The organism is Amycolatopsis sp. NPDC102522, assembly GCF_055584485.1.
In genome coordinates this window covers 53,861-80,746 of record NZ_JBVJLY010000006.1, presented here as the reverse complement: position 1 = coordinate 80,746, position 26,886 = coordinate 53,861, and the positions used below count along the sequence as shown (strand labels likewise).

The 26,886-nt window shown below is 69.4% G+C and carries 24 protein-coding genes; 8 read left to right on the top strand and 16 right to left on the bottom strand.

Features of this window, described 5'->3' with window-relative positions:
• Nucleotides 1-30 precede the first annotated feature (30 nt).
• From ACZ6YV_RS17120 to ACZ6YV_RS17110, 3 genes are read right to left on the bottom strand one after another with little or no spacing between them, the layout of a single operon-like run.
• Nucleotides 31-1,665 (bottom strand): amidohydrolase, encoded by a 1,635-nt coding sequence (locus ACZ6YV_RS17120; RefSeq protein ID WP_465510500.1) that lies wholly within the window; start codon nt 1,663-1,665, stop codon nt 31-33.
• A 3-nt stretch (nt 1,666-1,668) separates the two neighbouring features.
• Nucleotides 1,669-2,460 carry a molybdenum cofactor biosynthesis F family protein gene (locus ACZ6YV_RS17115; protein WP_465510499.1) on the bottom strand — a complete coding sequence of 264 codons (792 nt, stop codon included), beginning with the start codon at nt 2,458-2,460 and terminating at the stop codon, nt 1,669-1,671.
• A gap of 10 nt (nt 2,461-2,470) precedes the next feature.
• Nucleotides 2,471-4,336: a primary-amine oxidase gene (locus tag ACZ6YV_RS17110; RefSeq protein WP_465510498.1), complete on the bottom strand. Its 1,866-nt coding sequence runs from the start codon at nt 4,334-4,336 to the stop codon at nt 2,471-2,473.
• A gap of 122 nt (nt 4,337-4,458) precedes the next feature.
• Between ACZ6YV_RS17110 and ACZ6YV_RS17105 the strand changes: the two genes are divergently transcribed.
• Together ACZ6YV_RS17105 and ACZ6YV_RS17100 are read left to right on the top strand one after the other, a co-directional pair.
• Complete coding sequence (locus ACZ6YV_RS17105) at nt 4,459-5,178, top strand: SDR family NAD(P)-dependent oxidoreductase (protein WP_465510497.1); 720 nt, start codon at nt 4,459-4,461, stop codon at nt 5,176-5,178.
• Between the two features lie 14 nt (nt 5,179-5,192).
• Nucleotides 5,193-5,990 carry an SDR family NAD(P)-dependent oxidoreductase gene (locus ACZ6YV_RS17100; protein ID WP_465510496.1) on the top strand — a complete coding sequence of 266 codons (798 nt, stop codon included), beginning with the start codon at nt 5,193-5,195 and terminating at the stop codon, nt 5,988-5,990.
• Between the two features lie 256 nt (nt 5,991-6,246).
• Here ACZ6YV_RS17100 and ACZ6YV_RS17095 read toward each other — a convergent pair whose 3' ends face one another.
• The 9 genes from ACZ6YV_RS17095 to ACZ6YV_RS17055 all read right to left on the bottom strand — a co-directional run bounded on the left by ACZ6YV_RS17095 (nt 6,247) and on the right by ACZ6YV_RS17055 (nt 14,667).
• Complete coding sequence (locus ACZ6YV_RS17095; RefSeq protein ID WP_465510495.1) at nt 6,247-6,942, bottom strand: ABC transporter ATP-binding protein; 696 nt, start codon at nt 6,940-6,942, stop codon at nt 6,247-6,249.
• Nucleotides 6,939-8,654, bottom strand: coding sequence for a branched-chain amino acid ABC transporter ATP-binding protein/permease (locus tag ACZ6YV_RS17090; RefSeq protein WP_465510494.1), 1,716 nt, complete (start codon nt 8,652-8,654; stop codon nt 6,939-6,941). The genes ACZ6YV_RS17095 and ACZ6YV_RS17090 overlap by 4 nt, the downstream gene beginning before the upstream one ends.
• On the bottom strand, nt 8,641-9,501 hold the full coding sequence (locus ACZ6YV_RS17085; RefSeq protein ID WP_465510493.1) for an ABC transporter permease subunit: 861 nt from the start codon (nt 9,499-9,501) through the stop codon (nt 8,641-8,643). Before ACZ6YV_RS17085 ends, ACZ6YV_RS17090 begins: the two co-directional genes overlap by 14 nt.
• 12 nt (nt 9,502-9,513) lie before the next feature.
• Nucleotides 9,514-10,692 carry an ABC transporter substrate-binding protein gene (locus tag ACZ6YV_RS17080; RefSeq protein ID WP_465510492.1) on the bottom strand — a complete coding sequence of 393 codons (1,179 nt, stop codon included), beginning with the start codon at nt 10,690-10,692 and terminating at the stop codon, nt 9,514-9,516.
• Nucleotides 10,689-11,090: a nuclear transport factor 2 family protein gene (locus ACZ6YV_RS17075; protein ID WP_465510491.1), complete on the bottom strand. Its 402-nt coding sequence runs from the start codon at nt 11,088-11,090 to the stop codon at nt 10,689-10,691. Before ACZ6YV_RS17075 ends, ACZ6YV_RS17080 begins: the two co-directional genes overlap by 4 nt.
• A 48-nt stretch (nt 11,091-11,138) precedes the next feature.
• The gene (locus tag ACZ6YV_RS17070) at nt 11,139-11,906 is read right to left on the bottom strand and encodes a MoaF C-terminal domain-containing protein (protein ID WP_465510490.1); all 768 of its coding nucleotides are present in this window, start codon (nt 11,904-11,906) and stop codon (nt 11,139-11,141) included.
• A gap of 40 nt (nt 11,907-11,946) precedes the next feature.
• Nucleotides 11,947-12,945, bottom strand: a complete 999-nt coding sequence (locus ACZ6YV_RS17065; protein WP_039917793.1) for an AraC-like ligand-binding domain-containing protein — start codon at nt 12,943-12,945, stop codon at nt 11,947-11,949.
• A 74-nt stretch (nt 12,946-13,019) separates the two neighbouring features.
• Nucleotides 13,020-13,505, bottom strand: coding sequence for a hypothetical protein (locus ACZ6YV_RS17060; protein ID WP_465510489.1), 486 nt, complete (start codon nt 13,503-13,505; stop codon nt 13,020-13,022).
• A gap of 55 nt (nt 13,506-13,560) precedes the next feature.
• Nucleotides 13,561-14,667 carry an abortive phage infection protein gene (locus ACZ6YV_RS17055; RefSeq protein ID WP_465510488.1) on the bottom strand — a complete coding sequence of 369 codons (1,107 nt, stop codon included), beginning with the start codon at nt 14,665-14,667 and terminating at the stop codon, nt 13,561-13,563.
• A gap of 39 nt (nt 14,668-14,706) precedes the next feature.
• On the opposite strand from ACZ6YV_RS17055, the gene ACZ6YV_RS17050 reads away from it, so the two are divergent.
• Nucleotides 14,707-15,339, top strand: coding sequence for a TetR/AcrR family transcriptional regulator (locus ACZ6YV_RS17050; protein ID WP_465510487.1), 633 nt, complete (start codon nt 14,707-14,709; stop codon nt 15,337-15,339).
• A gap of 22 nt (nt 15,340-15,361) precedes the next feature.
• On the opposite strand, the gene ACZ6YV_RS17045 is transcribed toward ACZ6YV_RS17050, so the two are convergent.
• Nucleotides 15,362-16,273 (bottom strand): ArsR/SmtB family transcription factor, encoded by a 912-nt coding sequence (locus ACZ6YV_RS17045; protein ID WP_465510486.1) that lies wholly within the window; start codon nt 16,271-16,273, stop codon nt 15,362-15,364.
• A gap of 453 nt (nt 16,274-16,726) precedes the next feature.
• Between ACZ6YV_RS17045 and ACZ6YV_RS17040 the strand changes: the two genes are divergently transcribed.
• The gene (locus tag ACZ6YV_RS17040; protein ID WP_465510485.1) at nt 16,727-17,119 is read left to right on the top strand and encodes a lactococcin 972 family bacteriocin; all 393 of its coding nucleotides are present in this window, start codon (nt 16,727-16,729) and stop codon (nt 17,117-17,119) included.
• Between the two features lie 137 nt (nt 17,120-17,256).
• On the opposite strand, the gene ACZ6YV_RS17035 is transcribed toward ACZ6YV_RS17040, so the two are convergent.
• Nucleotides 17,257-18,591 (bottom strand): cytochrome P450, encoded by a 1,335-nt coding sequence (locus ACZ6YV_RS17035; protein WP_465510484.1) that lies wholly within the window; start codon nt 18,589-18,591, stop codon nt 17,257-17,259.
• A 130-nt stretch (nt 18,592-18,721) separates the two neighbouring features.
• Between ACZ6YV_RS17035 and ACZ6YV_RS17030 the strand changes: the two genes are divergently transcribed.
• The 4 genes from ACZ6YV_RS17030 (at nt 18,722) to ACZ6YV_RS17015 (ending at nt 24,206) form a co-directional block, all read left to right on the top strand.
• Nucleotides 18,722-20,002 carry a hemolysin family protein gene (locus ACZ6YV_RS17030; protein ID WP_465510483.1) on the top strand — a complete coding sequence of 427 codons (1,281 nt, stop codon included), beginning with the start codon at nt 18,722-18,724 and terminating at the stop codon, nt 20,000-20,002.
• A gap of 63 nt (nt 20,003-20,065) precedes the next feature.
• A complete protein-coding gene (gene ilvD, locus ACZ6YV_RS17025) occupies nt 20,066-21,745 on the top strand; it encodes a dihydroxy-acid dehydratase (RefSeq protein ID WP_465510482.1) in 1,680 nt (559 codons plus the stop codon).
• A gap of 50 nt (nt 21,746-21,795) precedes the next feature.
• Nucleotides 21,796-22,548, top strand: coding sequence for an NPP1 family protein (locus ACZ6YV_RS17020; protein ID WP_465510481.1), 753 nt, complete (start codon nt 21,796-21,798; stop codon nt 22,546-22,548).
• 515 nt (nt 22,549-23,063) lie between these two features.
• Nucleotides 23,064-24,206, top strand: a complete 1,143-nt coding sequence (locus tag ACZ6YV_RS17015; protein WP_465510480.1) for a helix-turn-helix domain-containing protein — start codon at nt 23,064-23,066, stop codon at nt 24,204-24,206.
• Between the two features lie 3 nt (nt 24,207-24,209).
• Here the strand turns inward: ACZ6YV_RS17015 and ACZ6YV_RS17010 are convergent, their stop codons facing one another.
• Both ACZ6YV_RS17010 and ACZ6YV_RS17005 read right to left on the bottom strand, forming a co-directional pair.
• Complete coding sequence (locus ACZ6YV_RS17010) at nt 24,210-26,522, bottom strand: LuxR C-terminal-related transcriptional regulator (protein WP_465510479.1); 2,313 nt, start codon at nt 26,520-26,522, stop codon at nt 24,210-24,212.
• Between the two features lie 89 nt (nt 26,523-26,611).
• Nucleotides 26,612-26,845: a hypothetical protein gene (locus ACZ6YV_RS17005; protein WP_465510478.1), complete on the bottom strand. Its 234-nt coding sequence runs from the start codon at nt 26,843-26,845 to the stop codon at nt 26,612-26,614.
• Nucleotides 26,846-26,886: the final 41 nt, after the last annotated feature.

Here is a 26,886-nt window from a genome sequence, read left to right as displayed (position 1 = left end):
CCGCACTGGTTCTTCTACCAGTGTAGGAGATCAGGCGCGGTGATACACGCGGTGCCCGGCGAACCACGTTTGCGTCACCTTTGTCTTGACGAGCGCGGACGGATCGGTTTTGAACGGATCGCGGTCCAGGACGACGAAATCGGCAGACTTCCCGGGCACCAGCGAGCCCGTGACGTCGCCCAGCCCCATGGCGCGGGCGGCGGCGAGCGTGAAGACCTCGACGGCTTCGGCCAGGGTGATCGCCTGCTCCGGCCAGAGCGCCCCGGGGAACGTGCCGGTCGGGTCCTGGCGGGTGACGAGGCCGTGGATGCCCTCCCACGCGTTCGGGGACTCGCTGACCGGCCAGTCGGAACCGCCCGCGACCAGCGCGCCTTCGTCCAGCAGTGACCGGTTCGGCTGCATCCGCCCGGCCCGCTCATCGGGCAGCACCTCGGCGATGGCCGCCGGGATGACCCCGGGGACCCACAGGAACGGCGAGATGTCCGCGGCGACACCCAGCGAGGCGAAACGCGGGAGGTCGTCGGGGTGGACGAACTGGCCGTGCGCGACCTGGAACCGCGCTTCGGTGAACCCCTCGCCGCGGACCTTTTCGACGGCGTCCAGCGTGGCGCGCACCGACGCGTCCCCGGTGCAGTGGACCTTGGCCGAGAGCCCCGCCGCGGCCGCGGTGCGCAGCCAGCCCGCGAGTTCGTCGCCCGGCATGGTGGTCGCGCCGTGATGACAGGCGCCGTGTGCGGCGTCCGGCAGGTACGGCTCCAGGAAGGCGGCGGTACGGGTCGGCGGCACGCCGTCGAGGAAGATCTTCACGAAGTCCGGCCGGTGGTGCTCGCTCCGGTACTGCCCGGCGACCTCCAGCAGCGGCGCGCCGATCGGGTCGAAGCCGAAGATCGGGTCGTTGATCAGCAGGGACGACACGACCCACGCGTGCAGTTCGCCCGCGTCGTCGAGCGACTTCAGCGCGCCCAGGATGTCCGCGGAGACGCCGGCGTCCTGGAACGCGGTGACCCCGTACGAATGCAGCGTGCCGATACCGTGCCGCGATGCCGCAATGTGCTGATCCGCGGAAAGTGTCCGCGTCTCGCTGAGCGCCCGCTCGACGGCGACACCGGCGGCCTCGAGCAGGACGCCGACAGGCTCGCCGGTCGCGGGGTCGCGGACGATCTCACCGCCCGTCGGATCGGGCGTCGTGTCCGTGACGCCCGCCAGTTCCAGGGCCCGGCTGCTGACCCAGCGGTTGTGCCTGCTGTCGTCCGAGAGCATGACCGGACGTCCACCGGCGGCCTCGTCGAGCGCGTGCCGGGCCGAAGACCTCGAAAGGGTGCTGACCAGAGTGGACGCCCAGGCGCCCCCGACCACCCATTCGTCCGGTCCGAGGTTCGCGGCCCACGAGCGGACCGCCGCGAGGATGTCGTCCAGGCCCGCGTCGAGGCCGAAGTTCAGTTCGAACAGGGCCGCGCGCCCGGCGAGGGCGTGGTGGTTGTGCACATCGACCAGGCCGGGCATCACGAACGCGCCGTCGAGGTCGACGACCTCGGTGTTCGGCCCCCGTTCGATGTCCTCCAGGGACAGCACCCGGCCGTCCTTGATCGCCAGTGACGACGCCCAGGGCCGGGCACCGTCCACTGTGTACACCGTGGCGTTGGTGAGGATGAGGTCGGCGGTCAAGGCTCAGCTCCCGGCGGGGTCGTAAGCCTCGGGGTGCACGGTGGTGCTCAGCAGCTTGCCGTGCGCGCCGAAGGTGAAGTGGGTCGGAGTGTTCCCGGTGGCGTCCAGTCCGAAAAGGACACCGTGCGAGCGCAGCCGCTTCGCGTCACGGTGGTCGGCGACGGTCACGGAAGCGCACGGGATCACCTTCTCCCGCCAGGCGAAGACGTAGATGCCCGGCCGCAGTTCGTAGACCGAGTTCTCGTCGGTGTCCGCGAGTCCCCTCTCCGGTCCGGCCAGGCACTGCCAGGTGTACCAGTGCGGGCTGAGGTACACGTGCTCGTAGGCGTGTTCGGTGCTGTACACCCACAGCACCCGGCGCCCGACCAGGGACGTGGTCGGGGCCAGCGACTCGCCGCTGGGCTCGATCCCCCCGATCGTGGCGGCCACGAACTGCTGCGTGACCCGCGGCGAGGTGTCGCCGATCTTGCTCAGCACGAGCAGCGCGCGGCCGCGGCGCAGGTCGAGCAGGAGGGTGAACGCCTCTTCCTGCCGGGCCTGCGGGTGGAACTGGACGTAGTACAGGTCGTCGTCGACCAGGAACGTCTCGCAGCGGTCGGTGCCGGTGCCGTGGTAGGTCCATTCGATCCGGGTACCGGAGAAGCCAGCGGTGAACTTGGTGCCGTCTTCGCAGGCGAGTTCGAAGGTGCGGCCGTGCAGGTCGCCGACCGTGGGGGCCTTGTTCGCGTCGAAACCGGGGGCGAGGCCGTCCAGCGGCAGCCAGGTGGACGTGTCGGACAGGGTCAGTTCGGGCATCGCGGGAGTCCTAGTGATCGTGGGCGGAACAGTGATCGTCAGCAGCGCCGGACGGCAGGTCGAGGGCCGGGTTTCGGTCCAGGAAGCCGTAGGGGCGCAAGGAGAAACCGGAGTAGTCGACAGGCATGACCGGCCAGTCCTCCGGGCGCGGGATGTGGGTCGGGCCGAACACGTGCCACAGCACGAGGTCGGTGTCGGTCAGGTCCCGGTCGGCGGCGGTCCAGGCGGGCAGTCCCGCCCCGCCGGGATGCGCGTTCGGCCGGTCGCCCGCCGGGAAGCGTTCGTCGGCGCGGTACGGCGTCGCCCACAGGTGCCGGGTGGCGAACGTCGCCCGCTGGTGGACGGTCGATTCCGGCTGCGCCATCAGCGTCGCGGACGGCCGGGGGACCAGCTGGTACGCGGTGGGCGTGCCGAGCCGGTTGGTCCGCTCCGCGCTGCGGATCTCCCAGACACGCGCCTTGGCCGGATCCGCGTGCCGCCGCGCTTCCAGCTCGGTCCGCAGCGGGGTTTCCTTCCAGGTGAAAGCGTTCCCGTACGGGTTCTGCTCACCCATCGGCACCCGTTCGACGTCGACCTCGACGAGCGAGTTGCGTTCGCCGTCGATCGCCACGTCCAGCCGCGCGCAGAACAGGTGCTGGTGCACCGGCGCGAACAGGCCGGGCGCGATCTCATTGGCGTGCGGGTGTTTCGTGCCCGCGGGCGCGGCGCCGGCGAACACGATTCCGGTGGCCTTCGCCTCCAATTCCACGGTGCCGTCGAGGTAGAGGTACCAGAAGAAGCCGTAGTCGTAGTTGCCGATGGTGGAGATCGACGAGATCACCAGCCGCCGCGAGCGGCGGACCTCGGCGCGGCCGTCGAGATCCGTGTGCTTCCACAGGATCCCGTAGTCCTCCTCGTGCATGCAGATCGCGCGCGGGATCTCGACCGGGTGACCGTGGTCGTCGGCGACGAACGCGGGGAAGTAGTGGATGACACCGAGGCAGTCGCAACCCAGCCGCAGGTCGTTGCCGTTCTTGCCGAGCAGGTACTCGCCCGCGTCGAAGTAGCTGATCCAGAACCGGCCGGGCGCGGTGTCCCCGTACGGCACCACCATCTCCGGTACCGACGCACGGTGCAGCACCGACCGGTCCTGGAAGCTGATCTGGTGCAGCGTCAGTCCTTCGCGGGCGTTGAAGCCGACGCGGAGTTTCCAGCCTTCCCAGGTGACCTCGTTGCCGTCGACGGTGAAACTCGGCCCCTCGGGCTGAGTGATCTCGATCGGCTTGAGCGTGGTCCGGGCCGGCACGTCGCCGTAGCGGCCGTGTTCCGGCGGGACGGGCACGTCGCCCTCGTCCTCGACCCGCAGCACCCGCTGCTCGGTCAGGTTGATGTGCACGATCAGGCCTTCGACCGGATGCGCCCACGGGCTGTCGGACTCGTCGTCGCGCAGGAACGTCAGCGAGCGGATGACGCGGCCGGTCTCGTCGGGGCGACCGAAGAACCCGGGCGCCAGAGGAGCGCAGAAGGCGTGCTCGATCCGGTCGGCCAGCCCGCGCCGCTCCATCGCGGCCCGCCATTCCGGCGACGCCTTGGTGATCGACGCGGCGAGGTCGTACTCCTCGAACAGGTACGCGGGCTGGCCGTCGCCGCAGTCCACGGTGGAGAGCACTTCGCGTTTCGCCAGCGAAACGACCACGTCGCGAGCGTGCCCGGTCGCGGTGTCCAGCAGCGTGTACTGGACGCGCCGGTCGGGGGCGGCGTCGCCCTTTTCCGGCTCGACCGGCAGGACCGACGGGAACCGCGTGGTCGCGGTCAACTGGCCCTCGTCGGCCAGGATCGCCCGGCCTGCGGTGAGTTCGTCGGCGGTCAACGGGTCGAGCGGATGCGGCCTGGTCATGCTTCGCAGTCTTGCCTCTTCGCCCCCGGGTGAAAAGACCGCGAGGCCGTCATGCCGCTTTCGACAAGAAGGATGCACTGACGGCCAACCGCCGTGAAAGGTCCGGACCGCAGGATGGCGCCATGGGACTGGAGCTCGCGGGCAAGGCCGTGCTGGTGACCGGCGCGGCGTCCGGTATCGGCCTTGCCTGCGTCGAGGCGTTCCTGGCCGAGGGCGCGCGGGTCGGCGCCCTCGACCGGGCACCCGTGCCCACGCTCGCGGACGGCCTCCTGGCCGTGCACGCCGACGTGACCGATGAGCCGTCGGTGGTGGCCGCTGTCGACGCGGTGGCCGGCCGGTTCGGCGGGCTCGACGTCGTCGTCGGCTGCGCCGGGATCTCCGGCCCGGTGGGGACGCCGGTCACCGAAACCTCGGCGGAGGACTTCGCCGCGCTCATGGCCGTCAACGTCACCGGCCAGTTCCTGCTGGTCAAACACGCCGCGCCGTGGCTCGCCGCGTCGAACGGCTCGGTCGTGCTGCTGGCCAGCGACTCGGCGTTCACCAGCGCGCCCGGCATGGTGCCCTACTGCGCCTCGAAGGGTGCCGTGGTCGCGATGACCAGGGCGCTCGCGGTCGATCTCCCCGGCGTCCGGGTGAACTGCGTCTGCCCGTCGGTGGTCGACACCCCGATGGCGCGCGGTGATCTCGGCGAGGTGCTCGACGATCCCGCGTTCCCGGTGCAGGCTCCTGACGAAGTCGCCTGGCAGGTGCTCCATCTCGCGTCCGCGCGTTCGCGGGCTGTCAACGGCCAGGCCGTGCTCGCCGACTTCGGCGTCTCGGCCCGCTCCGGTTTTCCCGCTTAGAAAGGACTCCGCTGGTGAAGAAGGTTGTCGCGATCACGGGTGGCGGTACCGGTATCGGTGCCGCGGTCGCCCGCCGTTACGCCGACGAGGGTGCCCAGGTGGTGGTGCTCGGACGGCGGCTCGAACCGCTGGAAAAGGTGGCCGCCGAAACCGGCGCGCACGTCATCGCGTGCGACGCCAGCGATCGCGAAGCCGCCGAGAGCGCGGCGGCGGAGATCGTCGGCAAGTTCGGCAGGCTGGACGTCGTGGTGGCCAACGCCGGCGGGCACGGCCTGTCTTCGGTGGTCGACACCGGCGACGAGGAATGGGAACTGGCGCTGCGCTCCAACCTCTCCAGCGCCTTCGTGTTCTGCCGGGCCACGCTGCCGTCGCTGGTCGAATCCGGCGGTCAGGTGGTGATCGTGTCGTCACTGGCCGGGCTGTTCGCCGGGCCGAACGTCGCCGGCTACACCGTCGCCAAGCACGCGCTGATCGGGCTGACCCGCTCGATCGCCCGCGACTACGGGCCGAAGGGTGTCCGCGCGAACGCGGTCTGCCCCGGCTGGGTGCGCACTCCGATGGCGGACGGCGAGATGGACCAGTTCGCCGAGGCCGCGGGCTTCGACGGCGGACACGCCGAGGGATACCGCCGCGTGACCGCCGAGGTCCCGCTGCGCCGTCCCGCCGAGCCGGAGGAGATCGCGTCGATCGTGCGGTTCCTGGGGTCTGCGGAGTCGTCGTACATCACCGGTGCGGTGATCGTGGCGGATGGCGGCGCGCACGCTGTCGACCTGCCGACGCTGGCCTTCGAACGGGCGGGTATGGGTTCTTAGCCGCTAGACGCGCGTGAAGGCCCCCTTCCCTACCTTGAGGGTAGGCAAGGAGGCTTTCACGGACTGTCGAGTGACCCTCCCCGGTACTGGGGAGGCTGGGCGTGTCGCGAAAGCCACTTTCGGGACGTCTGATGTCCCCAAAGTGGCTTTCGCGACCTGGCTGGCGGGGACATCGGGCAGGGCGTCCCACCAGGCCGTGAAGGCCTCCTTGAGGGACCCAGAGTCCCTCAAGGAGGCCTTCACGGACTTGCGCGCGTCAGGATTCGCCGAGGTAGGCCGAGTGCAGCGTGCCGGGGGAGTCCAGCAGGTCCTGAGCGGAACCCGCATAGGTGACCCGCCCCGAAGACACCACCAGAGCATCGCTCGCCACCCTGAGAGCCAGATGCGTGAACTGCTCGACCAGCAGGATCGCCGCCCCCTCCTCGGCGAACCGCGTCACCATCGGCAGCAGTCGCGTGAACACCACCGGCGCGAGCCCCAGCGACATCTCGTCGATCAGCAGGAACGACGGCCGCGCGGCGAAGGCGCGGGCCAGCACCACCATCTGCTGCTCGCCCCCGCTGAGCAGGGCCGCCGGCGAATCGCGGCGTTTCTCCAGCTCGGGGAAAAGCTCGAAAAGTTCGTCGGCCCGCGCGCGGGTGCGCGCGGTCAGCATCAGGTTCTCCAGCACGGTCAGCCCACCGAACACCGCGCGACCCTGTTCGATATGCGCCAGACCTCGGCGGGCACGGGAGACCCGCGACTGCTTCGTGATCTCGTCCGGTCCGATGTGGACGGTCCCCGACGCGGCGGGCACCACGCCGGAGACGGCTTCGAGGAGGCTGGTCTTCCCCGCGCCGTTGGGGCCGACGAGCGCGGTGATCCGGCCCGGCTCCAGGGTGAGGTCGACGTCCCGGATCACCGGCCCGGCACCGCGGGTGACCGTCAGTCCCGCTATCCGCAACGCGTTCACAGCATCTCCGTTTCACCCATGTACGCCTTGAGCACGGCCGGATCCGCGAGCACCTCGGCCTGGGGGCCGGAGGCCAGCACACTGCCGAAGTCGAGGACGGTGATCGTGTCGCAGACCGAGCGAACCAGGTCGAGGTCGTGCTCGATGAGCAGCACCGACACCCCGAACCGCGCGGGGACCTGCCGCAGCCGTTCCCCGAACGCGACGTGCTCTTCGTGCGGGAGTCCGGCGGCCGGCTCGTCGAGCAGCAGAACCCGCGGCCGCGCCAACAGATGCCCGACGACCTCGACCAGCCTGCGCGCGCCGACGTCCACTTGCGACAGCGGGGTGCGGGCGGCGGGGCAGCCGAAGAAGTCCAAGGCCTCGCCGATCTCGTCGGCGGTGAGCCGGCGCCGGGCGAGGAACTTCAGGTACGCCCCGACCGTCAGTCCCGGCGGCACGCGGTCCTGCTGGAACGTCCGCCGCAACCCGGCGCGAGCCCGGTTCGACGGCGACCCGGTCAGCGGCTTGCCGCCCAATTCCACTGAACCCTCGGCGTTGGGCAGGAATCCGCTGATCGCGTCGACCAGCGTCGACTTGCCCGCGCCGTTGGGCCCGATGACACCGAGCACCCCGTGTTCCGGCACCGCGATGTCCACTGAGGACAGGGCGGCCACGTGCCCGAAGTTCACGCTCAGCCCGCGCACGGTGAGCACCGGCGGACCGGGCGCCACGGACTCGATCTCCACGGTCCCGGCCGCGAGGTCGAGTTTCGCGGGTTCCTTTTTGGACCGCCGGTACCACACCTGCCGCACCGTGGTCCCCAGGTTCCCGCCACCGGCCAGCGCCTGCACGCCGAGCACGCCGAACACCACGAATCCCCAGTCCTGCGGGATTCCCCAGCGCTTCAGCAGTTCCGGCACCCCGACCCACAGCACCGCGCCGAACACGGCCATGTCGATCAGATGCGCGCCCGACATGATCGCCAGCACGTAGAGCGCCAGCGACTGGATCGCGGTGAAACTGGCCGGGAAGGCGAGCCCGACCTGCCCGGTCAGCAGGCCGCCGCTGATCCCACCGAGGGTGGCGCTCACCGCGAACGCGGTCAGCTTCGACGTCCGCACGCTCGTGCCGGCGGCCGCCGTGCCGCGTTCGGAGAACGCCACCGCCTGCCACGCGCTGCCCCAGCGCCCGCGGCGCAGGAAGTACACGGCCAGGCAGCACAGCACCAGCACCACGACGGCGAGCTGGAAGTAGGACCGGTCGTCGGAGAAGGCGTCCGGCCGTTCGACCGAGATCCCGCCGGAGACACCGGGGAACTGCAGCTGGACCAGCGCGAGGTCGGCCGCGGCGGCGAGCCCCAGCGTGACGACGGCGAGGTTGATCCCGCGCAGCCGCAACGCCGGGAGCCCGACGAGCACCCCGACCGCCCCGGCGGCGAGACCGCCGAGCAGCAGCCAGGTGAGGAACCCGCCGGGCGCCTGCGCCTCGTTCAGCGCCGACACCACCCAGGCGCCGACGGCGCCGAAGGTCAGCTGGCACAGGGAGATCATCCCCGCGCTGCCGGTGACCACGCCCAGCCCGAGCAACGAGATCCCGGCGACGACGGCGCTCATACCGAGGTACACGAAGTACCCGTCGAGCCCGACGCTCAGGCCGAATCCCACCGCGATCGCCACGACGGCGACCACGAACGGGATCCCGGCGCGTATCCCACGTTCAGCGAGCCGCATCCCACACCTCCTTGCGCTGCGACCAGAGCAGCAGCGCGACGATCACGACGAACGGCAGGAAGTACCGCACCACCGAAAGGCCGTCGACCTGCGCGGCCGCGCCTTGGATCAGGCCGAGGCCCAGTCCGCCCGCGACCGCGAGGTCGAGACGGCGGAACCCGCCGAGCAGGGCCGCCGCGGACGCGGGGACCACCAGCATCGCCAGCGACGTCGCGTCGTTCGACTGCGACGGCGCGACGATCGAGATGACCAGCGTGCTGACCACGCCGGTGACCGCCCAGACCGCGATGCTGAGCCGTTTCGCCGGGATGCCCAGCAGCTCCGCCGTCGTCGGGCGTTCGGACAGCGCCCTGAGCTGGACCCCCGCCGGGGTCCGGCTCAGCACGATCCGGCTGGCCACCGCCACCAGGACGGCCAGCGCGACGGTGACCACGGTGACCTGGCTGATCACCACGCCGCCGACGGTGACCGCCGGACCGTCGAGGATCGGGTGGAACGGCTGCGGTTTGTTGCCGAACAGGATGAACGACAACGAGATCAGCAGGAGCAGCACCGCGACGGTGACCGCCGAGCGGGTGCCGGTGTCCGCCTCGGCGAGCCAGGTGGACACGATCCAGCCGAGCAGCGCGCTCAGCGCGCCGCCGAGCAGGATCCCGGCGATGGTGGCGAGCCATATCGGCAGGCCCAGATCGACGGACAGGAACACCGCCACATAACAGCCGAACATCCCGGTGGCCGACTGGGCGAAGTTCACCACCCGCACCAGCCGCGACATCAGCGTCAGGCACACCGCCAACACCGCGTACAGTCCGCCGGCGGCCAAGCCTGCCAGCGCTCCCTGCAGCATCGAATCCTCCTGTTACTTCTTGGGAATCCGCAGCCAGTCGTCGGCGACGAGCTCCCATTTGTTGGTGCCGGAGGCGAGCTTGATCGGCCAGCCCGCGGTGTTGTCGTGATGGGTCTTGCCCGGCCCGAAGACGTACGGCGTGCCGACCATCGGATCGGTGATCGGCTGCATCTCGCGCAGCGCCTTGGTCACCGACTCGCGCGTGACGTCACCCTTGATCCCCTTGACGACGTCGAGGAAGTACTTCGCCGCCAGGTAACCGCCCTGGCTGAACGAGGTCAGCGGGATGTTGTTCTTCGTCATCAGCTCGCGCCAGTCCTTGTTCTGCGGGCTGGTCGAGTCGGTGAACGGGTAGAACTCGGCGGGCACGTACACCCCGGCACCGGCGTTGGTGATGGCCTTGGCGTAGTTCTCGCTGTAGACGCTGGTCAGCAGCAGCCAGGTGACGTCGTTCCAGCCCTGCGCCGCGGCGGCCTTGAGCTGGCCGATGGAATCCGGCTCGACCGGGTTCACCGTGATCGCCTTGCACCCGGCGTTGCGGGCCTTGACGATGTAGGAGGTGTAGTCGGAACCGCCGTAGGGCACGGTCGCGTCGAGGTACTTGAGCTTCTTGCCGGTGATGGCCGACCACTCGTCGATGGCAGCCTGGTACGAGGGCAGCGTGTTGCCCGCGATCTCCAGCAGCGCGCAGATGTCGTTCAGCTTCAACGTTTCCGAGCCGTAGAGCAGGGTCAGCGTCATGTCGTGGTACGGGCCGACGTTGGCCGGGGCGATGTTGGGGCTGGTGAAACACGCCGGGTCGACGCCGACGCCCTGGATGGACAGGATCTTCTGCTGCTCGTAGTACTTGTTGTTGATCTCGCACTCGATGAGGCTGGACGACCCGACCAGGGCCACCGCCTCGTCACGGCCGACGACCTCGCGAGCGGCGGCCGCCGCGGCCGCCGGGTCCCCCTTGTCGTCGAGGGCCTTGTACTCGATCTGTCTTCCGTTCACGCCGCCGCTCGCGTTGGCCGCGTCGAAGACCGCCTTGGCCGCCTGGGAGGCTTCGGGGAAGGTGGCCGCGCCGCTGAGCGCGTTGACCGAGCCGACCTTGATCGGCCCGCTCGAACCGCTTTCGGCTCCCGCGCAGCCCGCGGTGGCGAGCAGGACGACGGCGGCGAGGGCGACCAGGCGCCGCGCGGGCTTCACCGGCCCGCCGAATCGTTCGCGGCGTTGACGACGGGGACGGAGTCGACGATCTGCTCGAACGAGGTGACCTTGCCGCCGTCGAACTTCCACACATGCGCGACGCGGGCGGTGAACGAGCGACCGGTCTCGCGGTGCTTGCCCTGGTAGGTGCCGATGCCGATCACCGTGTCACCCGCGTCGGCGAGCTCATCGAGTGAGAAACCGTAGCCCTCCCAGTCGTTCGCGATCGCGCCGAAGACCTTCTCCTTGACCTCGTCCGGGCCGGTGTAGGTGCCGGCGTAGGGGAATCCGGCCGCCTCCGTCCAGGTGGTCTCGGGACCGAGCGGGGCCAGCATGCCCGGCAGATCGCCCCGGTCGCTCGCGGCGTAGTGCGCGGCGATGATGTCTGAATTGGACATTCAAGCTCCCTGATGTCTCTGGTGAACCGCGGCTGCGCTTGTGGGTGGTCAGACCGGTTGAGCGTCGGGGTAGGCGACCGAGCCGAGCGGGTAGATGTGCCCGCCCGCGCGGGAGTGTTCCGACCGGCCGTCGCCGGTCAGGCCGAGGAAGACGCCGGTGGTCTTCAGCGCGTAGCCGAGGTCGTGCAGCCACACACTGGCCACGGCGATGCGGAATTCGCGGAAGCAGAACAGGTAGAGCCCGTCCTGGAACTTCCACACCGTCGACAGGTCCATGTCACCATGGCCGCGCTGCACGCCTTCGAGGCATTGCCACGCATAGCGCTGCGACGACACGTACACGTGTTCGTAGAGGTGTTCCGGGCTGTAGCGGTAGACGTTGCGCTTGCCGATCAGGTCGCGCGACGGTCCCGGTTCCTCGCCGGTCGCCGTGCCCGCGTCGGTGGTGCCGGACCAGAACGTCTGGGAGACACGGGGAACGCCTTCGACGTCCTCGGCGCCGATCACCGAGCGCACGGCGAGCGCGCGATGCGTCGTCGTGGAGAAGACGACGGTGAGTGCTTCACCTTCCACGCTGGAATGGGGGAGATTGACGAAGAAGACGTCTTCCCGGACGGCGACCGCGTCGTACGGATCCTTGATGCCGTTGCAGGTGACGGTTTCAGCGTCCTCGAACCGCAGCGCGAGCGTCGTCCCGTCGTCGAGGGTGACGGTGAACTCGCGTCCCGACAGGTCCGCGTTCGGCAGGCGGTAGGTGGCTATTCCGGCGGCGAACTCGTCATACGTGCGCCACTGTTCCTCGGGTGCTTCGGGCATGCGGTCATCGTCGAGGCGACCGCCCTGGCAGGGCCAGCTGTCACGCGCTGGGCGGCAACAACCGATCGCTCACGGTCAAGCCGCGGCGCAGTTCGCTCGGCGAGCAGCCGAATTCCGTCTTGAACACCCGGCTGAAATGCGGCGCGTCGACGAAACCCCACTTCGCCGCGATGGCGGCGACTGGCCGGGAAGCGTGCACAGGGTCCAATAATTCACGACGGCAGTGTTCCAAGCGGCGGGTGCGGATCCAGCCCGAGACGGTCGTGCCCTGTTCGTGGAAGAGGCCGTGCAGATGCCGGGTGGAGATGTAGTGCTCGGCGGCGATCTGCGCCGGGCCGAGGTCGGTGGAGGAGAGGTTCGTGTCGATGAAGGCGAGGACGCGGCGCATCAGCTCGTGGTGCGGCCCGGCCGTCGCGCGGGCGAGGTCGAGTTCGCTGGCGAACAGCGTGGCGAGCAGATCGACCGCCGTATGCGCGAGCCGGACACCGGCCGGCCCGCCGAGCTGGTCGAGGTTGCTGCCGAGTTGCGCGAGGAAGGGCACCACCACGTTGCCCATGCCGCGCTTGCCCGACATCGGGACCGCTGTCAGCTGGCCGACCAGGTCGCGGGGGAGATCGATGAGCCGCTGCGGGAACATCACCACGAGCGTGCGGAAATCCTCTTCGAACGCCAGGGAATACGGGCGGTGCGTGTCGTACAACGCCACGTCACCGGGGCGCAGCATCGCCTCGCGGTTGTCCTGGATCAGGAGCCCGGTCCCGGAAAGGATCAGGCTCAGCTTGTAGTAGTGCCTGTCCGCCCTGGCGATGAGCTCGGGCGTCCGTTCGACGACGTGCGCCGAGGCGGTCACCTCGGTCAGTTGGACGTCGTCGGCGCCGCACGAGCGGATACGGCCGCGGAAGTGGTCCCGGTGTTCGCTCGTCACGTGCAGCGGCACGAAGGAGTGCGACACCACCGTGCGGAAATCCGTGAAATCTCGCGCGACCGTGGTGGTGGTCGGGTCGGCGGTGGCGGTGGTCACGAGGTCACCTCGCAGCATCGGGGGGTGAATTTCATATACGATAAGCGATACGATGCTGTCGGGCAATGATCGCGACGAGGTCGTGTCGTGGATCAGTCGGCGAGGCGGAACAGGAGGGTCCGAGGGTCCACGTCGACGGGCACCACCGTGCCCGTTTCGTAGCGGCCGACGTCTTCGGTGAGGACCCGTGCACTGAACGGAGTCACTCCCGGACCGGTGACGACGAGGTCGACGTCGTCCGTGGGAGTGCTCACCTCGTCGACCCAGATCCGCGTACTGGACACGACTTCGGCGTTCGCGCGGACTCCCGTCCGGTCGAGCGCGCGGTGGGTCCCGCGGGCCCTGGCGTTCTGCCAGAGGTGCGAGCCGACGGTGCCCAGCCCGCCGATCGTGAACACCACGCCCATGGTGACGACGACCAGGCGATCGTCGTCACCGGGGTCGAAGTGGGTGCTGATCCAGAGCAGGCCCGGGCCGATCAGGACCAGCACGGTCATGAAAAAGCCCATCATGCACCCGATGACGGTGAAGGCGGGCAACTCCGGGGCTTCCTTGCCGTGGCGCTCCGGAGTGGTCACCAGGGCGAGGTTACTGACCGGTTTCCCGAGCTGGTTCGGTAAAAATGCCCGCTTGTCAGCGGTTGTGCCGGGCCATCGCCACGAAAGATCGCTTGGGCTCGAACCGGTACGGTGACTCCTCGTCGTGGTGCTGTTCGCGCAGTGTCTTCACCAGGCCGTACGACGCCATGTCGTAGTCGTACTCCGGCCGGGACGGATGATGCGGCTGGCCCGGCGCGATGAACGTGTACACGTGCGCGCCCTGGATCCCCGCCGCGCCGAACACGCGCAGCAGGCGGACGATGTGGTCGGCCTGTTCGCGCTCGTCCCGCACATGGCCCGGCTTGATCCGAGGCGGGTCCTGGTCGCGGTCGACGATGTCCCAGCCCATCCCGCCCGCCTGAGCGGCGCCGGTGAAGGTACACGCGCCGAATTCCAGCACCGTCACGGGTTTGTTCCACTTCCGGAACTGGGCGAGGTCCTTTGCGTACTCCGCATCGGTGGCGAAGTACGGGTAGTAGTCGATTCCGACGATGTCGAAAAGAGTCCAGTCGACCTGCTCCGCGCCGCCGAGCGCGGCGTAGGTGATCCGGCCGCGGAAGTTCCGGCGGGCGACGTCGGCCGCCCTCGCGAGGAAGTCGGTCAGCCGTTCCATGATCTTCGGCCATTCCTCGGGCGGGATCGTGCCCAGGTTCGCGATCCGCTCCTGGAAGGTCGCGCCCGGCACGATGCCCGGCGTGAAGAGGAGGTGCTCGCAGCCGGCGACGAACTTGACGTCGTCACCGTCGCGCTGCCTTTCGGCCTGCCGCGCGGATTCGGCCAGGTGCTCGAGGACCTCGTCCTGTGGGTGGTCGTAGAGCCTCGGCTGGACGTACACCTCCATCCCGTGCCCCAGCGCGGCGGCCGTCGTTTCGGCGAGCCTGCCGATCTCGGAGCCGAACGCGGTGACGGACGGGCAGCGAAGGCCTTCGGCGACCACGCGGATCTCCTGCTCCACCTGCCGGCGGCTCCAGCGCACCCGGCTCAGCGGATCGCCCGCCGCGTGCAGGACCCCGGTGTCGTAGGCGACCCCTCCCCGAAGCCGGCGCGGGCCGCCTGTCGCCGCCTCGGCCACGCCTTCGCCGAGGCCGGCGACCGCCGCCGCTCCCGCGACGGATTTCAAGAACGTCTTCCTGCTGATCACGACTTCCCCCTTGCTAGTTACTCGACTAGGCTACTGGTCATGCAACCAGAAAATGAGTCGAGCGACCAGGGGAGGCGCTCGTTCATCGAGGAGGCCCGGCGCGGGCAGATCATCTCGGCGGCCGTCGAGACCATCGCCGAGATCGGCTACGCGAAGGCGTCCTTCGTACAGATCGCGCGGCGCGCGGGGATCAGTCCCGGCCTGATCACGTACCACTTCGCCAAACGTGAAGAGCTGATGTTGCAGGTCATGCAGACCGTGCACACATCGATGGACAAGGCGCTGAGCGCGCGGGCCGAGGAGGCCGAGAGTCACGCCGCCGCGGTGCGCTCCCTGATCGAAGGCTTCGTGTTCTACTTCGCGGAGCGGCCGAAGGAGCTCATCGCCCTCGGCCAGATCGCTTCGGCGTCAAGGGATGCCGAGGCCGCGCGGAGCTGGTTCGAGGAACAGAGTGCGAAGACGCTGGCCGAAATGGAGGACATGTTCCGCGAGGGGCAGCGGCTGGGGGAGTTGCGGGAGTTCTCGCCGCGGGTGATGGCCGTGTCGGTCATCGCCGCGATGGAGGCGGCCCCGGCCGAGTTGCTGACGAGGCCCGAGACCGATGTGGCCGGCTACGCGCGGGAGTTGGCCGACCTGTTCGTACGAGCCATGAGCCCGGCGAGGAGTTCGTAGGAGCGTCGGCGACCGGCGCTTGTCAGTTCAGGCGCGGTTGTCGTCCGTGGAGTAACGCGGTGCCGAGCGGGGTGATCGCGTGGATCATCATGTTCTTGTGGCGGTGACTGGTGATCAGGTTGGCGTCGCGGAGCGCGGTGGCGTGGCGACTGGCGGTGGGTAGCGGTGTGGCGGCCCGGCGGGCCAGTTCGGTGGTGGTGGCGTCGGTGTTGTCAAGAGCGCGCAGGACGCGGGTGCGGGTGGTCCCGAGCAGGGGGACGATCGGATCGCCGGCAGGTCGGCGTGCCGGTTCCGCCGGGGTGATGGCGCCGAGGGCGAGGGGCACGGAATAGACCAGCACTGGGGGAAGCGCCGGGTCGATGAGGGTAGTGGGGTTGGGGCCACGGCCGAAGACCACCGGCTGCAGCAGCAGGCCTCTGCCGTCGAGGCGGACGTCGTGGTCGAAGAGATAATCGATGCTCAGCAAGGGAAAGCGCCACGTCGCCGCGGGGCTCAGGGTATTCAGGACTGCTTCGACGCCTTGGTCGGCCATGAGCTGGGCGCGGCGGGTGTGATCGTGTCGCACGGCGGTGGCGATCGCGTCCCAATGCGGGGCGAGGCAGGTGTGGAAATACTCCCGCAGGGCGTGGCCGACCATCCGCAACGCGGGCGGTCTTCCTTCCGCGAGATCGACGGTCCAGGAAGGGAGCGGCCGTTCCTGTGCCAGGTGCGCGAAGTCGGCCGTCAACCGGGAACGTGGCGTGCTCAGCAGCGTGTCGATGCCCTCGGACAGGGTGCCCCCGCACGGCGGGGTCAGGAAGTCGGGCGAGGATCCTGACGCGGGAACCAGGTCCAGCAGCGGCCGCGCGGACGGCGGCAGCCTTCTCCGGGTCTGGTCTCTCCAGCCGCCCAACACCATCTCGGCCCGGGGTTTGCGCAACAAATACGCACTCATCAGGACCTCCCACATCGGATCCGGGCGCCGCGCTATCCGGATACGGGCCAGATCCTCGAGTGTGAAATGGATTCGCAGCATCCCCTGTTCCTCCCCCCGTCTTCGAAGCTACTGCGGAAAACATGATCGTTGCCACCGCGCTCGTCGAAGCCCGCCGGTGATCGATCATGTGGCGGATGTGTCGCAGATCGGTCCGACTGCACCCGAGAGTCCGGAAATCGGCCTCTGGCCAGCGTGTTTTCGGCAGGATGAAGATACTTTCCGCCTTTCTCAGGCCGTCGTAGTATTGGCGTCGCATTCTCGCGGTTCACCTTCCGTGAGTGGGGGACATCGATCGATCAGGCACCCGTGAGTGCCATTTTCGATTCGATCCGAACGGGGTATCGGATGATCGAATTCCGTGCGGCGCGGTGTCTCGCCGAATGCAATTCATCACGATTGTGAAGGAGCGTCATGAAGATTTTGACAGGAGCGGTACTGGGGTCGAGCTTGGTCTTCGCGAGCCTGTTCGCGGTGGCTCCGATGGCCTCCGCCGACTCGGCAGAGGGTGTCTCCGTGGTCCTGACGTCCCCGGGCGTCGGCGGTGTGGTCCTGAAGGGCGACTCGGTGCCGTTCACTTGCCAGAATGTCAGCGGCGGCACGTGGTGCTACGGCACCGAGTCGGCGGGAAGCGGGCAGAAGAAGTGCTACTCGCACTATCTGCACCCCAGCAGGCGCCACAGCGCGACCGCCATTTTGGGCTCCAGGCAAAGCAAGAAGACCGCGAATCGCGGGCAGTGGGCCAAGGCCGAAGTGATCGGCTCCGCGAGCCAAACCTGCAACGCGTACTACAACTCGAACGCCTGATCCAGCCGAGACTGGATGCTGCCAATGTGGCGTTGGGGACGTTCACCGTCCCCAACGCCACATTCGGGGCACCATGGTGCAGTGACGGCTGAGCCGACTAGTGACAGCGAAGGTCCCGCGACCGCCCTCTCGCTGATTTAGGTGAGCGCGGCGGGAAGCGTCTCGAAACCGCGCAGGATCCGGGTCTGCCGCCGCCGCGCCCCGCCCAGGAGCCGAAGGTCCGGGAACCGCTCGAAGATCGACCGCAGCCCGACCTCCCCTTCCATCCTCGCCAGTGAAGCGCCGAGACAGTAATGCCGTCCGGCGCCGAACGACACGTGATCCCGCGCGTTCGCCCGCTCGACGTCGAAAACCGAAGGGGCGTCGAAGATCTCCGGGTCCCGGTTGGCGCCGGCGAGCACCGTGCTGACGATCGCGCCGCGGCCGATCGGCTTCCCGCCGATCTCGGTGTCCCGCGCGCACAGCCTGCCGGTGAGCAGGACGGGCGGGTCGTAGCGGAGGATCTCGTCGACGGCGTTGCTCCACAGATCCGGATTCCCGCGCAGTTTCGAGAGTTCGTCCGGGTGCCGGGTGAGCAGGGCGATGCCGTTTCCGAGGAGGTTGACGGTCGTTTCGAAGCCGGCCGCGAGCACCAGTCCCGCGGTGGCTTTGAGTTCCCGCTCGGTCAGGCCGACGCCGTCCTCGCGGGCGGCGATCAGCTTGCTGAGCAGGTTGTCGCCGGGATTCGCCCGCAGCCTCTCCAGGTGCACGGTGAGCCACGAGTCGAACTCGGCCAACGTGGCTTCGACCGTCCGGAAGGTCCGCCACGGCAGGCCGAGGTCGAGACTCGGCGCCGCTGCTCCGCCGAGCGCGAGCACCTTGTCGCGTTCTTCCGGTGGGACACCGAGGATCTGGCTGATCACGGTGACCGGCAAGAGACCGCAGTACTGTTCGACGAGGTCGACGGGGCTCGCCGGGTCGAGGCCGTCGAGCAGTTCGTCGGAGATCGCCTGCGTGCGCTGCCGCAGCTGTTCGACCGCGCGGGCGGTGAAGACGCGGGTGACCAGCTTCCGGTAGCGCGTGTGGTCGGGCGGTTCGCTCGCCAGCAGCGACGGCGGTTCGATCGGGTGGATCAGCCCGGACTCGGACCAGGCGACGAGCCGGTTGAGCACCGGGTTGTCCGGGACGAACCGCACGGATTTGAACGCGTCGCTGGTGAGGATCTCCTTGCACGCCGGATGTCGCGTGGTCACGTGCCCCACCCGGGTGGTGGCGATGTCGCCGTGCGCGCGGATCTCGTCGAACAGCCCGGTCAGGTCCGCTCCGCCGCTCGCCTCGACGGACAGCCTGCCTTGGAGGTCGCCCCGCCGCGCCGCGGCCCGCAGGGCGACCCGGGGGATCGCGTGGCCGATGCTCCAGCGGGCGACCGGTTTGGCGATCTCCTGCGCCCGGCGCAGGAAGGTCCGTGCGGGAGCGGTCTTGAGTGCGAACATCAGGACTCCGTCCGTGCGGGGTCCTTCGAAGGTATCGGAACTACCCGTCAGTAGCCAGGTACTCGCGACATCTGCGGACCCGCGTTCCGCTCGGTAATGTTCTGCACTTCCGGCGGGCCGGGGAGTGCTTGTGGGCGGCTACGGGTTCGACATCGCGCTGGTCGCGGTGCTGGTGGTGCTCAACGCGGTGTTCGCGGGCAGCGAGATGGCGTTGATCTCGTTACGTGAGGGGCAATTGCGGGCCCTGGAGCGGGACGGCCACACGTCCGCCCGGACGCTGGTGCGACTGGCGCGCGACCCGAATCGCTTCCTGGCGACGATCCAGATCGGCATCACGCTCGCCGGGTTCCTGGCGTCGGCGACGGCGGCGGTGTCCCTCGCGCAGCCCCTGGTGCCGGTGCTGAGCTTCCTCGGCAACGCCGCCGGAGCGGTGGCCGTCGCGCTGGTGACCATGGTCCTCACGTTCCTGACCCTGGTGCTCGGGGAACTGGCACCGAAGCGGCTGGCCATGCAGAACGCGCTGCGGTGGGCGCTGCTGGTGGCGCGTCCGCTGAACTTCCTGTCGGCGGTTTCGCGGCCGGTGGTGTGGGCGCTGAGCGCGTCGACGAACTTCGTCGTGCGGGCGCTGGGCGGACGGTCGGAGGCCGATCCGGACCAGATGTCGCCCGAGGAACTGCGGGAACTGGTCTCGGCGCAACGCGGCCTGAACGCCGAACAGCGCATGATCATCAACGGTGCCTTGGAGATCCACGAACGACGGCTGCGGGAAGTGCTCGTCCCGCGCCGGGCGGTGCTGACGCTCGCGGCGGAGCAGGACCTGCCGTCCGCGCGACGGCAACTGGCCGAGTCCGGCTATTCCCGCGCGCCGGTCGCCCGCGGCGGCCATCTGGACGACGTCGTCGGCGTCGTGCACCTGCGCGATCTGCTCGGCGAACACGAAGACCTCGCCGAGGTCGTCCGGCCGGCGGTGGTGTACCCCGATTCGCTGCGGGTCTCGGACGCGCTGCGCAGTTTCAAGGCCGAGCGGGAGCAGATGGCGCTGGTGGTCGACGAGCACGGCGCTGTCGCGGGCATGGTCACGCTGGAGGATCTGCTGGAGGAGATCGTCGGCGAGATCTACGACGAGACCGACCGCGACGTGCTGGCCGTCCGCGACGGCAAGGACGGTTCGCTGGTGCTGCCCGGCACGTTCCCGGTGCACGACCTCGTCGACGTCGGGGTCGAGCTGCGGGACGCGCCGTCGGGGGAGTACGCGACCATCGCCGGACTGATCCTCGTGATCCTCGGCCGGATCCCGGAGAAGCCGGGCGACCGGGTGGTGGTGTCGGGCTGGACGGCCGAAGTGCTCGGCGTCGAGCATCACGCGATCACGCGTGTGGCGCTGCACCGTGGAGCGAATGCGGTGCGGTGAGTTGCGCCGGGCCCGCAGGGTTGGCAGCGTGCCCGGTGTCCCACCACGAAGAAAGGTGTCCCGATGCCGCAGGACCAGCCGGATTTGAAACCTCGTTCGCGCGACGTGACCGACGGCCTGGAGCGCGCGGCGGCCCGCGGGATGCTCCGCGCGGTCGGAATGGGCGACGACGACTTCGCCAAACCGCAGATCGGGGTGGCGTCCTCGTGGAACGAGATCACCCCGTGCAACCTTTCCCTGGACCGGCTGGCCAAGGCGGTCAAGAACGGCGTGCACGCGGGCGGGGGCTACCCGCTGGAGTTCGGCACGATCTCGGTGTCCGACGGTATTTCCATGGGGCACGAGGGCATGCACTTCTCGCTGGTCTCGCGGGAGGTGATCGCCGACTCGGTCGAGACGGTGATGATGGCCGAGCGGCTGGACGGCTCCGTGCTGCTGGCGGGCTGCGACAAGTCGCTGCCGGGCATGCTCATGGCCGCGGCCCGGCTCGACCTCGCCTCAGTTTTCCTTTACGCGGGCTCGATCATGCCCGGTCAGGTCGACGGGCAGGACGTCACGATCATCGACGCGTTCGAGGCCGTCGGCGCCTGCCTGGCGGGCAAGATCACCCGCGCCGAGGTGGACAAGATCGAGCGGGCGATCTGCCCCGGTGAAGGCGCCTGCGGCGGGATGTACACCGCCAACACGATGGCGTCGGTGGCCGAGGCGCTCGGGATGTCGCTGCCCGGATCGGCCGCCCCGCCCGCCGTCGACAGGCGCCGTGACGGTTTCGCCCACCGGTCGGGGGAAGCCGTCGTCGGCATGCTCCGCCAGGGCATCACCGCGCGGCAGATCATGACCATGGAAGCGTTTGAGAACGCGATCGCCGTCGTGATGGCGCTGGGCGGTTCGACCAACGCCGTTCTGCACCTGCTCGCGATCGCGCGCGAGGCGGAGGTCGATCTGCGCATCGACGACTTCAACCGGATCGGCGACAAGGTCCCGCACCTCGGTGACCTCAAGCCGTTCGGGAAGTACGTGATGAACGACGTCGACAAGGTCGGCGGCATCCCCGTGGTGATGAAGGCGCTGCTCGACGCCGGGCTCATGCACGGCGACGTGCTCACCGTGACCGGCAAGACCATGGCCGAGAACCTCGAAGGTCTCGCGCCCGCCGGGGTCGACGGCGAGATCATCCGCCCGCTCGACCGCCCGATCCACAAGACCGGCGGGCTGACCATCCTCAAAGGATCGCTGGCGCCGGAGGGCGCGGTCGTGAAGTCGGCGGGCTTCGACGAATCGACGTTCACCGGCACCGCGCGGGTGTTCGACGGCGAGCGGGCCGCCCTCGACGCGCTCGCGGAGGGCCGGATCGTCGCGCGCGACGTCGTCGTCATCCGGTACGAAGGCCCCAAGGGCGGGCCGGGAATGCGCGAGATGCTCGCCATCACCGGCGCGATCAAGGGCGCCGGACTCGGGAAGGACGTCCTGCTCATCACCGACGGCCGGTTCAGCGGCGGCACGACCGGCCTCTGCGTCGGGCACATCGCGCCGGAAGCCGTCGACGCCGGGCCGATCGCGTTCGTGCGGGACGGGGATCCGATCACGCTCGATGTCGCGAACCGGACGCTCGAAGTCGAGATCGACGACATCGAGGCACGCCGGGAGGGCTGGACGCCCAAGCCGCCTGCGTACACGCGCGGAGTGCTCGGCAAGTACGCCAAGGTCGTCCGGAGCGCCGCGCACGGGGCCGTCTGCGAGTAAGCCGACCAAGGAGGGTTCCGTGTTGAATCAAGTCGTGAATAAATAACCACATGCGACGGTTCAGCACGGTCCTCTTCGGCACGCTCGCCGCTCTGCTCTTCGTGACAGGAACAGCCTCGGCGGCCCCGCCGCAGGCTTTGGACTGGTCGGCGCCCTGGCCCGACCGGACCTACGAACCCGCCTTCGACTACGACGGCGACGGTTGTTACCCGACCCCGGCCATCGGCCGTGACGGCACCCTCGCGCCCGGGCTCGCGCTGGGTGGCGACGTCAACGGCCAATGCCGCGATCTGTCCGATCTGGACAACACCAACGCGTACTCGCGGGTGAAGTGCAACAACGGCTGGTGCGCGTACCTGTACGCGCTCTACTTCGAGAAGGACCAGGCCGCGCTGGGCCCCGGGAGCGCCGGTCACCGGCACGACTGGGAGCACGTCGTCGTCTGGGTCCAGGGCGAGTGGGGCCAGTACGTGTCGACGTCGGCGCACGGCAAGTACACGACCCGCGCGCGCGACGAGGTCCCGTGGGACGAGACCGGTAAGCACCCCAAGGTGATCTACCACAAGGACGGCATCGGCACGCACTGCTTCCGGCACGCGGGCTTCGGCGAGGAGCCGGAGAACCACAAGAAGCAGTGGCAGTACCCGCCGCTGGTCGGCTGGGACGGCTACCCGCCGGGCCTGCGCGACAAGCTGACCGGGCACGACTTCGGCAGCGCCCAGCTGGGGATCCGGGATTCGTCGTTCAACGGCGAACTCGCCAAGGCGAAGCCCGCCGGGATCCCGTTCGACCCGAACGCCTGAAGCCTGGGCAGGAGTCGTGAGTGGCGTTTCGGGCTCTCCTGAGAGGTAAGGCAAAGGTGGCGTCGGGTCTGAACCCGCGGTGAGCGAGGACGTGACTCGCGTGATCAGGAACGGATCTCGCGTGATCAGAGGGCGAACACGATGAACGGCGTCCGATCACGCGAGATCCGGCTCTGATCACGCGAGTCACGGCTCTGATCACGAGTGATCGCCGTTTGATCACGCGAGACCGCACGACCGTAGGTACCTAGGACACAGTTGGTTCTATGTGGGTTTTGGTGCGTTGGATGACCGGAAATCCACACACCTCTCACCCTGAGTGACAACTCGCGCCCTCGTCGGACACGTCGACCCGACATGTTTGCCGTACCCCTCGAATAACCCGAAACGCGACTTCGCGAACGGGTGATGCGTAGGCGGGATGGGCCCGAGTACGTAATTCACCCGATGTGCCCCTTTACTCCGGAGTAGCAGACTCGGCGCCCCGACGATTCCCGCTGCCCCGGAGGTCGACGATGACCGCGTCCCACGCTCCAGTCCGTCCCGCCCCGGCCCCCTCGGCCCCGACCCGCTCCGCCGCCCTCGTGATCGCCCGCGTGGTCGTCGAGAGCATCCGGCATTCGCTGCCCGAGCACGCGCCGCTGTTCGACGCGCGCGCCACGGAGTTCGTCGCGCTGGTACTGGAGCACGACGGGATGAACTCCGCGCTGGGGATCGCCGCCGGTGCGGACGCCTTCCGGCAGGTCGGCGTCGCCGAGTACGCCGCGGGCAAGGACCTGGCCCGGCTCTCCCGGGCTTACCACTCGGCGGGCCGGTGTGCCCTGCCCGTCCTGGCCTCGCTGTCACGGCAGCCCGGGGCAGGGGCGGCCTTGATGGACACCGGCGTGGAGGCTCTGCTCCGGTGCGCCGACGTCTTGATCCGGCTTTCCACCGCCGCCTACCGGGCCGCGCACACGCCTTCGATGGCCGAGCTGCGCCGAGACCTGCTGAAGGAGATCCTGAGCGGCCGCCCGCCGTCGAAGTGGGCGGGACTCGCGGCCGAGGCGGGCTGGGTGCCGCCCGCGAGGGTGGTCGCCATCGCCGCCGAGCCCGGCGCGGTCCGCGCCTCGTTCGGCCCGGAGGTGCTGGCCGACCTCACCGGCGAGTATCCGCACCTCCTCGTGCCCGACGACGTCGAGATCAGCGGTGTCCTGGCGGGGACACGGGCGGCAGTCGGGCCCGCGGTGGCGCCCGCCCAAGCCGCGGCGTCCCTGCGGTGGGCCCGCCGGACGCTGGAACTGGTCCGGCGTGAGGTGATCGAGGACGGCCCCCTCGTGTGCTGGTCGGACCACCTGACCACGCATTGGCTGTTCGCCGACGAGGTGCTCACCACCGCGCTCGTCACGCGCAGCCTCGCGCCGATCGCCGACCTGCCGGTGAACGAGCGCACCAAACTCGCCGAAACCCTCGAAGCCATGCTCGCCGCCCGCGGCGGGGCGCCCGAGATCGCGAACAACCTGGGCGTCCACCCGCAGACGGTCCGCAACCGTCTCCGCCGTCTCCGGGTCCTGTTCGGTGCCCGGCTCGACGACCCGCAGGAGCGGCTGGACCTGCGGATCGCACTGCGCGCGGAGCTCCTCACCCCCGAGCAGCAGGCCACCCCGATCAGGGCGGCGTGAGCGTCAGGCGGGATCGCCGGACCGGGTCACCCAGGTGGCGACCTGAACGCGGTTCGAGTAGCCGAGTTTGGTGAGGATGTGGTCGATGTGGGTGTCCACCGTGCGGCGGGCGATGCCGAGCCGGTCGGCGATCTCCTGGTTCGTCAGCCCCTCGGCGACCACGTGCGCGATCTCGGTCTCGCGTTTGGTGAGCACCTGCGCGGCCTGTTTCGGCGGCTCGGGGGAGCGCTCGTCGAGGGCGTAGGCGATGGCGTCGGCGGTGGGCATCGCGGCGCCGTCGGCGAACTCCTTGATCGCGACCTCCCAGCCCAGCGCCGCCGTCACGGTGTCGGTGTCGGTCTGCAGCGGTTCGGTGAACGCCTCGTACCGTGTCGGCCACGCGCCCACCGTGCGCCAGACGTTCATCGCCGCGCCCTGCAGGATCGCCGCCCGGTTGGGACGTCCGGTGCGTGCCGCGCAGCCGGCCAGGACGGTGAGCGTGAACCCGACGACGACGCGGTCGTCCACTCGCTCGTGCAGGCGCAGGACCTGTTCGCAGCACCGGCTCGCCACCGCGAGGTCACCTTGCAGGTACTCGGCGGCGGCGCGCGACCACAGCGCCCAGCCCCGCCAGAAGACCTCGCCCCGCCTCTCGCAGCGCTCGACGGCTTCGGCGAGGATCGCCCGGCCGCGGTCGATGTCGCCGTCGAGCCAGACGGCCAGCCCGTGGTTGTAGCTCGCCCAAAGGTCCGCGCCCTCGTCGCCGTGGGCGCGGAACAGGTCGATCGCCGTGCCGAACAGGCGCGACGCCTCGGGCATGTCGTCGCCGATCAGCGCGGCGTAGGCCCGGACGTGGAGCACGTACGCGGCGGCGAGTTCGTCGCCGCTCGTCTCGGCCTCGGCGGCAGCCCTGTCCAGCATGCACCGATGGGCGGACAGGTCTCCCTGCACCAGCGCCAGGAACCCGGACAGCCACAGCCCGTGCGCCCGCTCCGGGACACCGGGCGCCGCGACCTCGTCGAGCCGCCGGACCCACATCCGGCCCTCGGTGTTCAGCCCGCGGACGATCCAGAACTCCTTGACGTCACGCAGCATCCGCAGCCCGACGACAGCGTCCTCAGGCTCGCCGGTGCAGTAGTCGAGGGCGACGCGCAGGTTCGCGTGTTCGCGCCGCAGCCGTCCGATCCAGGCGAGCTGATCGGTCTCCAGCCACTCGGTGGCGTACCGGCCGGCGAGTTCGGCGAACCAGTCCCGATGCCGTTTCCGAACCTCCGTCGTCCCGTCCGTCTCGCGGAGCCTGTCGACGCCGTACTCGCGCACCGACTCGAGCATGCGGTACCGCACGCCGCCCGGGTACTCCTCGCGCAGCAGGATGGACTTGTCGAGCAGCCCGTCGACGACTTCGAGGACTCGTTCGCGGGGCAGTTCGCCGCCGGAACAGATCTGCTCGGCGGCGTCGAGGTCGAAGCTGCCGGAGAACGCCGACGCGCGCGCCCACAGCAGCCGTTCGGGCCCCGTGCACAGCTCGTGGCTCCAGTCGATCAGGGCCCGCATGGTCTCGTGCCGCTCCGGACGGCCACGCCGGTCCTTCGTGAGTACGGAGAACTGCTTGTCGAGCCTGTCGGCCAGCTGGCGCAGCGACAACGCCCGCGCGCGGACGGCGGCCAGCTCGATGGCCAGCGGCAGCCCGTCGAGCCTGCGGCACAGCCGGATCAGCGGTTCGGTGTCGGCTTCGGTGAGCCGGAACGACGGCGCGACCGCGGTCGCGCGGTCCACGAACAGCCGCACGGACTCGTCGTTCACCGCGCGTTCGAAGGAGTCGCCCTGCTCCGGGATCGCCAGCGGCGGCACCGGCAGGACCCGCTCGCCCGCCACGCCGAGCGACTGCCTGCTCGTGGCCAGCACCCTCACCTGGGGACAAGCCCTGACGACGGTGTCGGCGAACCAGGCGCAGCTGTCGACCAGATGCTCACAGTTGTCCAGTACCAGCAGCAACCGGCTCGCCTGCAGTGCTTCGACGACGACCTCGATGGCCGGTTTCGCCGAGCGGTCACCGAAACCGAGGACGTTCGCCACCGTCGGCACCAGCAGCGCTGGTTCCCGCAGTTCGGCGAGCGACACGAACACGACCTCGTCGGCCGTCGACTCCCGATGGACCGCCGCCACCCGCCACGCCAGCCTGGTCTTGCCCACGCCGCCCGGTCCGGTCAGCGTGACCAGCGACGACGCCGCCAGCAGGCGCCGCGCCTCGCCGGTCTCGACGTCGCGGCCCACGTAGCTGGTCACTTCGGTGGGATCGGCCGACCACCCCGAAAGCGAGCCGACCCCGTCCGCCATGCGCTCTCCCGCTATCGCCCAGACCCGCGAAGTCCGTCCGATGTAGACGGAAATCGCCCGGCTGGGGATCCTAGCGGACCGGCGTTCCCCTAGCCGGACACTTGCTTGCCGCGGCTGTGCGCCCAGCCCGCCAGCACCGTTCCGGCCGCGGCGAGCAGCAGGAACACGATCAGCCTGCCGCTCCACTCACCGGGTACCCAGTCGAACGCTCCCCATAACTGGGTCGCGGAATGGTCGAAGAGACCGCGGATGCTCGCCTGCACGAAGACGGCGACGGCCACCATCCCGAAGATCTGCAGCCCTAGATAGCCGCCCTTGCCCATGCTCCCCGCCCCCTGTTTCCCGGTCTTGGGACCAGCGTCCC